Source organism: Nocardioides sp. (genome assembly GCF_016462705.1).
Taxonomy (GTDB): domain Bacteria; phylum Actinomycetota; class Actinomycetes; order Propionibacteriales; family Nocardioidaceae; genus Nocardioides.
The window spans coordinates 1-6,475 of record NZ_JAEMSS010000208.1 but is presented as its reverse complement, the minus strand read 5'-3'; the positions used below and the strand labels follow the sequence as shown (position 1 = coordinate 6,475).

Genomic DNA, 6,475 nt, shown 5'->3' with positions numbered 1-6,475 from the left:
GTCCCCGGATATCCGGTGACCTTGACGCTTCTGCACCGAGATCTCGGTGCAGAAGCGCGGGACTCCCCGGATATCCGGTGACTCCGCCGCCGCCCGCCGCCCGTCTACCGCGCCAGCCAGGCGGCGTACGCGTCGAAGGTGTAGGGCCGGCCGAGGAAGTCGGCGACCAGGTCCGCGGCGTCCTTGGTGCCGCCGGGAGCGAGGACCCGGTCGCGGTAGCGGCCGGCGACCTGCGCGTCGAACAGGTCGTCGGGGTCGAAGGCCGAGAACAGGTCCTTCGCGATCACCAGCGACCACATGTAGGTGTAGTAGGCCGAGGAGTAGCCGCCGAGGTGGCCGAAGCTGGCGAACATGTGGGTGCCGTCGAGGTAGTGGAACGGCGAGTAGCGCTCCTGCAGCTCGACGGTCTTGGCGGTCAGGTCGGCCGGCCGCTCGGTGTGGAACCAGTAGGACATCGAGGCGTAGAACATCTGCTGCCGGGCCTGGATGCCCTTGCCGAAGTCGTCGGCCGCGCGCATCCGCTCGACCAGGTCGGCCGGGATCGGCTCGCCGGCGGCGTTGCGGGCGAAGCTCTGCAGGATGTCGGCGTCCCACGCCCACTCCTCGAGCATCTGGCTTGGCGCCTCGACGAAGTCCCACTCGGTCGCGACGCCGGAGAACCGGGTGTAGGGCGCCTGGCCGCCGAGCACGTGGTGCACCAGGTGGCCGAACTCGTGGAACAGGGTGACCACGTGGTCGTGCTCCATGAGGCCGCGGTTGAAGTTGCACACCAGTGCCCCTTCGGGGAGCTGGCGGCCCCCCACCCCGCCCGCGATCGTGAACTGCGCGGCGTGCTTGTACTTCCCCTCACGCGGGAAGAGGTCGAGGTAGATCCGGCCGATCAGCTCGCCCTCACCCGCACCGTCGGCGTCCTCCAGCCGGTGCACGTCGTAGACGGCGACGTCCTCGTGCCAGGTGGTGGCGTCCGGCACCGGGTCGTAGCGCAGGCCGAACAGGCGGCCGGTCACCTCGAGCAGGCCCTGGCGCACCGACTCGAAGGGGAAGTAGGTGCGCACCAGCTGGGAGTCGACGTCGTGCTGCTCCTTGCGGACCAGCTCCTCGTAGTAGGACGAGTTGGTCGCGTCGAGCGCCTCCGCCTCCGGGACGTCGCGCTGCAGTCGCGCGAGCAGCACCTCGAGGTCGCGGCGCATCGGCTTCTCCGCCGCCTCGGCGATCCTGTCGATGAACTCGGGGATGGCCGGGCCGCTGCCGATCATCTTCACTGCCGCGTCGTACGACGCCCAGTCGTCGTAGCCCACCAGACCGGCGAGCTCGTGGCGCAGGTCGAACATCTCCTTGAGCAGTGCGTCGTTCTGCGGCCACCCCTGCCCGAGGAACGCCTGGGCGAGGTCGGCCCGGACCTCGGCGTCGTGGACGAACATCCGCGCCGGGACGGTGTCCGGGTAGTCGGTGCTGACCGCGACCAGGCCGTCCTCGTCGACGGGGTGCTCGTCGAGCCAGTCCTGGGGCAGGCCGGCCAGCCGCTCCGGGGCGACCCTCACGCAGCGCACGTCGTCGCGGATGTTGCGGCTGAACTCCTGGTCCAGGGCGGTGAGGCGCTCGTTGATCTCCGCGAGCCGGGCCCGGGTCGCGTCGTCGCGGTCCACGCCGGCCCGCCGGAAGTCCTCGAGGGTCTTGTCCAGCAGACGGCCGGCGACCGGGTCGAGCCCGGTCCCGTCGGCCGCGGCGAACACCTCGTAGAGGGCCCGGTCCTGCTTCAGCTCGGTGAGCAGCTTGTCGACCTCGATCTCGGCCTGCTCGCTGGCGGTGCGTACCGCCTCGACCGGGTGCACGTTGGACAGCAGCGACGCGAGCGCACCGACGTTGCTGAGCACGAGCGAGACCTCGTCCCAGCGGCGCAGCACGTCGAGCGGCTCGAGTCCCTCGGCTGACTTCAGCCCAGCCACGACCTCACGGGCCCGAGCCAGCCCGTCGGCGGTCCTGGCCTCGACCCACCCCAGGGCCTCGTCGTTCGTGGGCAGCTGCAGGGGCACCGGTGGCGTCATGACGCCACCCTAGGAGGCGCTGCCGACTGACGCCGAGCCGATTTCTCAGCCGGAGAGCTGGTCGCGTCGTCGCGTCAGGTAGGCGATCTCGGCGGCGTTGTCCGTCGCCGCGATCGCCGCGTCGTACGCCGCTCGCGCTTCCGCCGACCGGCCGGTCCGGCGGAGCAGGTCGGCCCGGGTGGCGTGCCACGCGTGGTACGCCGTCAGGTCGAGCCGGTCGACGATCGCCAGCGCCACCTCCGGACCGTCGAGCTCGGCCACCGCGACGGCGCGGTTGAGCTCGACGAACGGCGACGGCGTGATGACCCTCAGCTGCTCGTAGAGCGCCGCGATCTGGGACCAGTCGGTGTCTGCTGCCGTGCGGGCGTCCGTGTGCACGGCGTTGATCGCGGCGAGGATCTGGTACTGGCCGGGACGCCTGCGGGCGAGGCACTCCCGCACCAGCGCGTGGCCCTCGTCGATCAGCGCGCGGTCCCAGCCCCCGCGGTCCTGCTGGTCGAGCGGGACGAGCTCGCCCCCGGCCACCCGCGTCGAGCGCCGCGCCTCGATGAGGACCATCAGCGCGAGCAGCCCGGCGACCTCGGGGACGTCCGGGAGGAGCTTGCGCAGGATCCGGCCGAGCCGGATGGCCTCGGCCGTGAGCTCCTCTCGGACCGGCGGTGCGTCGGGCGTCGAGGTGAGGTAGCCCTCGTTGAAGACCAGGTAGACCACGGCGAGCACCGCGGACAGCCTCGGCGCCAGGTCGTCCGCCTCGGGCACGCGGTAGGGGATGCCGGCCAGGCTGATCTTCTTCTTGGCCCGGGTGATCCGCTGGGCCATGGTCGTCTCGGGGACCAGGAACGCCTGCGCGATCTCGGCCACGGTGAGGCCGCCGATCAGGCGCAGGGTCAGGGCCACCCGGGCCTCGGGGGCCAGGGCCGGGTGGCAGCAGGTGAAGATGAGCCGCAGCCGCTCGTCCTCGAGCGGCCCGGTCGGCTCGTGCGGGGTGTCGTCAGCGATCATCAGCGCAGCCTGGTGCTTGGCATCGCGGTGGGACTCGCGGCGGAGCTTGTCGATGGCACGGTTTCCGGCCGTGGTCGTCAGCCAGCCGCCCGGGTTGGGCGGTACGCCGTCGACCGGCCACTTCTCGACCGCGGCGAGGAGTGCCTCGGCCGCCGCGTCCTCGGCGATGTCGATGCTGCCGAAGCGGCGGACGAGGGAGGCCACGACGCGGCCGTACTCCTCGCGGTAGATCCGCTCGATCGCGAGCTGCGAGTCCGTCCCTGCCGATGCGGGCACAGCGATCAGGTGTCGGCCTGGAACGGGCGGATCTCGACCTTGCCCTCGCACGCCTTCGACGCCTCGGTCGCCCACTCGAGCGCCGCGTCGAGGTCGGGCAGGTCGAACACCCAGAAGCCGCCGACCCACTCCTTGGACTCGACGAAGGGCCCGTCGGTGACGACCGGCTCGGCGCCGGTGTTGTCGACGGTGGTCGCGACCTCGATCGGCTCCAGCCCGCCGGCGAAGACCCAGATCCCGGCGTCGCGCGCCTTCTGGTTGAAGCGGTCGACGGCCTCGAACACGGGCTGCATGGCCTCCATGTCGAACTCGGTCGGGTCGTCGGCGGTGCCGTGCACGGTCAGCATGTACTTGGTCATCTCGGTCTCCTCCATGGTGGGGTGGCCCGGGTGGCTGCCCTCATCCTCTCCACGAACGGGGAACGCCCGACACGACACCCTGCCCGAAGATGGACGTACCGGGGCCGGGTACCGGCCGGGAGCCCGAGCAGCGAGAGGAGCACGCACCATGGCGTCGTACACCGTCAACAGAGCCGCCGTCCGGCACGCCCGCGACCTGATCGCGGCCAAGCGCTGGGTCCTGGACAGCGACTGGGGTGAGGTCCAGCCGAACGCCGCTGCCGAGAACGACTTCCTGGAGAAGCACTCCTGGAAGGAGTACGCCGCCTGGCACCTCGGCCTGACCGAGGGTGCCAACGACGAGACCAAGGCGCGGCACGCCTTCGTCTACGGCGACCTCGACCGGATCCACCGCTCCGGCCTCATCGCCTGCGTCTACCGGGCCAGCGAGTGGCGGCACAAGAAGGTCGAGGTCGCCGCGCACCGGCTGCTCCAGGAGCTCGACAAGGCCGCCGGGATCGAGTGACCCCCGGTCACCAGCCCATCGAGCCCGGGACGCCCTTGAACGGACCGGTCACGCCCGAGGTGATCCACCCGCCGTAGAAGCCGCCGGGCTGGGGGACGACCACCTCGCCGTCGACGGTGCAGCGGTCGACCAGCCCGGGCATCACGGCGACCGCGGCGGCGATCGCGGCGAACCCCGGTGTCGGGTCGCGGTAGGTCCACGCCGCTCGGGGCGCGACGACGTCCCCGGCGACCAGGTCGAAGTAGGAGGCGACACCCTTCCACTCGCAGACGCTGGAGCCGGCCGTCTCCCGCAGGGTCCCGGGCTGGAACGCCGACGCGGGCAGGTAGAAGGTCGGCGGGTGGCTGGTCTCCAGGACCCGCCAGCCGTCCGTGGTGGAGGCGACCACCGACCCACCGAGCTCGACCTCGAGCCGGGCCGGTGTGCGCTCGAGCCGCGGCGGGCGCGGGTAGTCCCAGACCGACTCCATGCGGCCAGGCTAGGTGCGCCCTACAACCGCTCCTCGAGGTGGACGGTCACCGTCTCCCCCTCGGACTTGCCGACCTCGAGCCGCAGCGCCGACCTCACGGGGAGCTTGTGGTTGCCGTCCCCCAGGGCCATGAACGAGCTCTGGAACGGCGCGCCGTCGACGGTGCCGCGCACCTTGACGAGACCCCGGGTCCCGAAGAAGGCGGCCGACTCCGGCCACACGACGTAGGTCCAGCCGCCCTGGGCGTCGGACTTCAGCAGCGTCGCCTCGAACGTCACGTCGAGGGGTCCCGCGTGGGTGCTCATGGACGACAGACTCACGCGCCGGCCCGGACTCATCGCCGAGCCGGCGCGTGGGTCTCCCCGGCGTCGGTCGGTCCGGTCAGTCCTTGGCGACGAAGCTGAACGCCCGGTCGGTGCACGGCAGGCCGTTGCTGGTCTGCACCACGAGGTCGACCTTGTGCTTGCTCAGCCAGCTGCCGCTCACGTTGCTGCCGGGCTCGGTGCTGTAGAACCGGCCGACGTCATACATCTCGAGGTTCTTGCGCACCACCTTCTGCCGGCCCTCGGCGCAGCGGAGCTTGAAGGTGGCCTTCTTGACGCGGGTGACGTCGTTGCCGATCTTGACCTTGGCCGTGACCGTCACCCCGGACCTGTCCAGGGGGCGTCCGACGAGCGTCCGACGGACGCGAGGACACTGACCCGGTGCGCTTCCGCGGGCTGCTCGCCGACACCCGGCCGCTGCAGGTCCCGGCGTTCCGGCGGCTCTGGACCGCGAACATCATCACGGTCGTGGGCGCGCAGCTCACGGTCGTGGCGGTGCCCGCCCAGATCTACGCGCAGACCGGCTCCTCCGCGTACGTCGGGCTCACCGGCGTCTTCGGGCTGGTGCCGCTGGTCGTCTTCGGGCTGTACGGCGGGGCGCTGGCCGACGTCTTCGACCGGCGCACGATCCTCATCGTCTCGACCCTCGGTCTGATCGGGACCAGCGCGCTGTTCTGGCTCCAGGCGGCCAGCGGCGGGATCGGGGTCTGGGGCCTGCTCTGCCTGTTCGCGGTCCAGCAGGCGTTCTTCGCGGTCAACCAACCGACCCGCAGCGCGGTGCTGCCGAAGCTGCTGCCGCTCGAGCTGCTGCCGTCGGCCAACTCGCTGAACATGACGGTGATGCAGGCCGGCGCCATCGCCGGGCCGCTCGCGGCCGGCGTGCTCATCCCGGTGGTGGGGCTGGAGTGGCTCTACCTGGTCGACACGATCACGCTGTTCGCCACGCTGTCGGCCGTGGTCCGGCTGCCCCGGCTGCCGGTGCTGAGCGCGCCGACCGGTGCACCGGGCCTCCGGTCCGTCGTCGACGGGTTCGCCTACCTGCGCCACCAGCCGGTGCTGCTCATGTCCTTCGTCGTCGACATCATCGCGATGGTGTTCGGGATGCCCCGGGCGCTCTTCCCCGAGATCGCCGACACCGACTTCGGCGGACCGCCGGAGGGCGGGCTGGTCTTCGCGCTGCTCTTCGCCGCGATCCCGACCGGCGCCGTCGTGGGCGGCGTGCTGAGCGGGTGGGTCTCCCGGGTCGAGGCGCACGGACGGGCGGTGATCATCTGCATCCTCGTCTGGGGGCTGGCGATGGTGGGGTTCGGAGTCGCGGTCGGGCTGGCCGACCTGCGTGGGGACGGGTGGCTGCGGGTGATGCTCGGCGTCGCCCTGGCGATGCTCGTGGTCGGCGGCGCCGCCGACATGGCCTCGGCCGCGTTCCGGATGTCGATGCTGCAGAGCGCGGTGTCCGACGACGTCCGGGGCCGGCTGCAGGGCATCTTCATCGTGGT

General features: G+C 71.5%; 8 protein-coding genes. 2 read left to right on the top strand and 6 right to left on the bottom strand.

Annotation, left to right across the window (positions count from 1 at the left end):
- Positions 1-104: 104 nt before the first annotated feature.
- Genes JHD21_RS19365 through JHD21_RS19355 form a run of 3 tightly spaced genes read right to left on the bottom strand, consistent with a single transcriptional unit; the run spans position 105 to position 3,682 of the window.
- Positions 105-2,045, bottom strand: coding sequence for a M3 family metallopeptidase (locus tag JHD21_RS19365; protein WP_292678565.1), 1,941 nt, complete (start codon positions 2,043-2,045; stop codon positions 105-107).
- A gap of 45 nt (positions 2,046-2,090) precedes the next feature.
- On the bottom strand, positions 2,091-3,323 hold the full coding sequence (locus JHD21_RS19360; RefSeq protein WP_292678562.1) for a sigma-70 family RNA polymerase sigma factor: 1,233 nt from the start codon (positions 3,321-3,323) through the stop codon (positions 2,091-2,093).
- Positions 3,324-3,328: 5 nt separating this feature from the next.
- Complete coding sequence (locus JHD21_RS19355) at positions 3,329-3,682, bottom strand: YciI family protein (protein ID WP_292678559.1); 354 nt, start codon at positions 3,680-3,682, stop codon at positions 3,329-3,331.
- A 148-nt stretch (positions 3,683-3,830) separates the two neighbouring features.
- Here JHD21_RS19355 and JHD21_RS19350 point away from each other — a divergent pair, with 148 nt between their 5' ends.
- The gene (locus JHD21_RS19350; RefSeq protein WP_292678557.1) at positions 3,831-4,187 is read left to right on the top strand and encodes a hypothetical protein; all 357 of its coding nucleotides are present in this window, start codon (positions 3,831-3,833) and stop codon (positions 4,185-4,187) included.
- Between the two features lie 7 nt (positions 4,188-4,194).
- Here JHD21_RS19350 and JHD21_RS19345 read toward each other — a convergent pair whose 3' ends face one another.
- The 3 genes from JHD21_RS19345 to JHD21_RS19335 form a co-directional block, all read right to left on the bottom strand.
- The gene (locus JHD21_RS19345; protein WP_292678555.1) at positions 4,195-4,656 is read right to left on the bottom strand and encodes a DUF427 domain-containing protein; all 462 of its coding nucleotides are present in this window, start codon (positions 4,654-4,656) and stop codon (positions 4,195-4,197) included.
- 20 nt (positions 4,657-4,676) lie between these two features.
- Positions 4,677-4,961, bottom strand: coding sequence for a DUF1905 domain-containing protein (locus tag JHD21_RS19340; RefSeq protein ID WP_292678552.1), 285 nt, complete (start codon positions 4,959-4,961; stop codon positions 4,677-4,679).
- 76 nt (positions 4,962-5,037) lie between these two features.
- Positions 5,038-5,301 (bottom strand): hypothetical protein, encoded by a 264-nt coding sequence (locus JHD21_RS19335; RefSeq protein WP_292678550.1) that lies wholly within the window; start codon positions 5,299-5,301, stop codon positions 5,038-5,040.
- Between the two features lie 59 nt (positions 5,302-5,360).
- Between JHD21_RS19335 and JHD21_RS19330 the strand changes: the two genes are divergently transcribed.
- Positions 5,361-6,475, top strand: a 1,115-nt coding sequence (locus JHD21_RS19330) for an MFS transporter (protein ID WP_292678546.1), incomplete at its 3' end; no start/stop codon positions are given.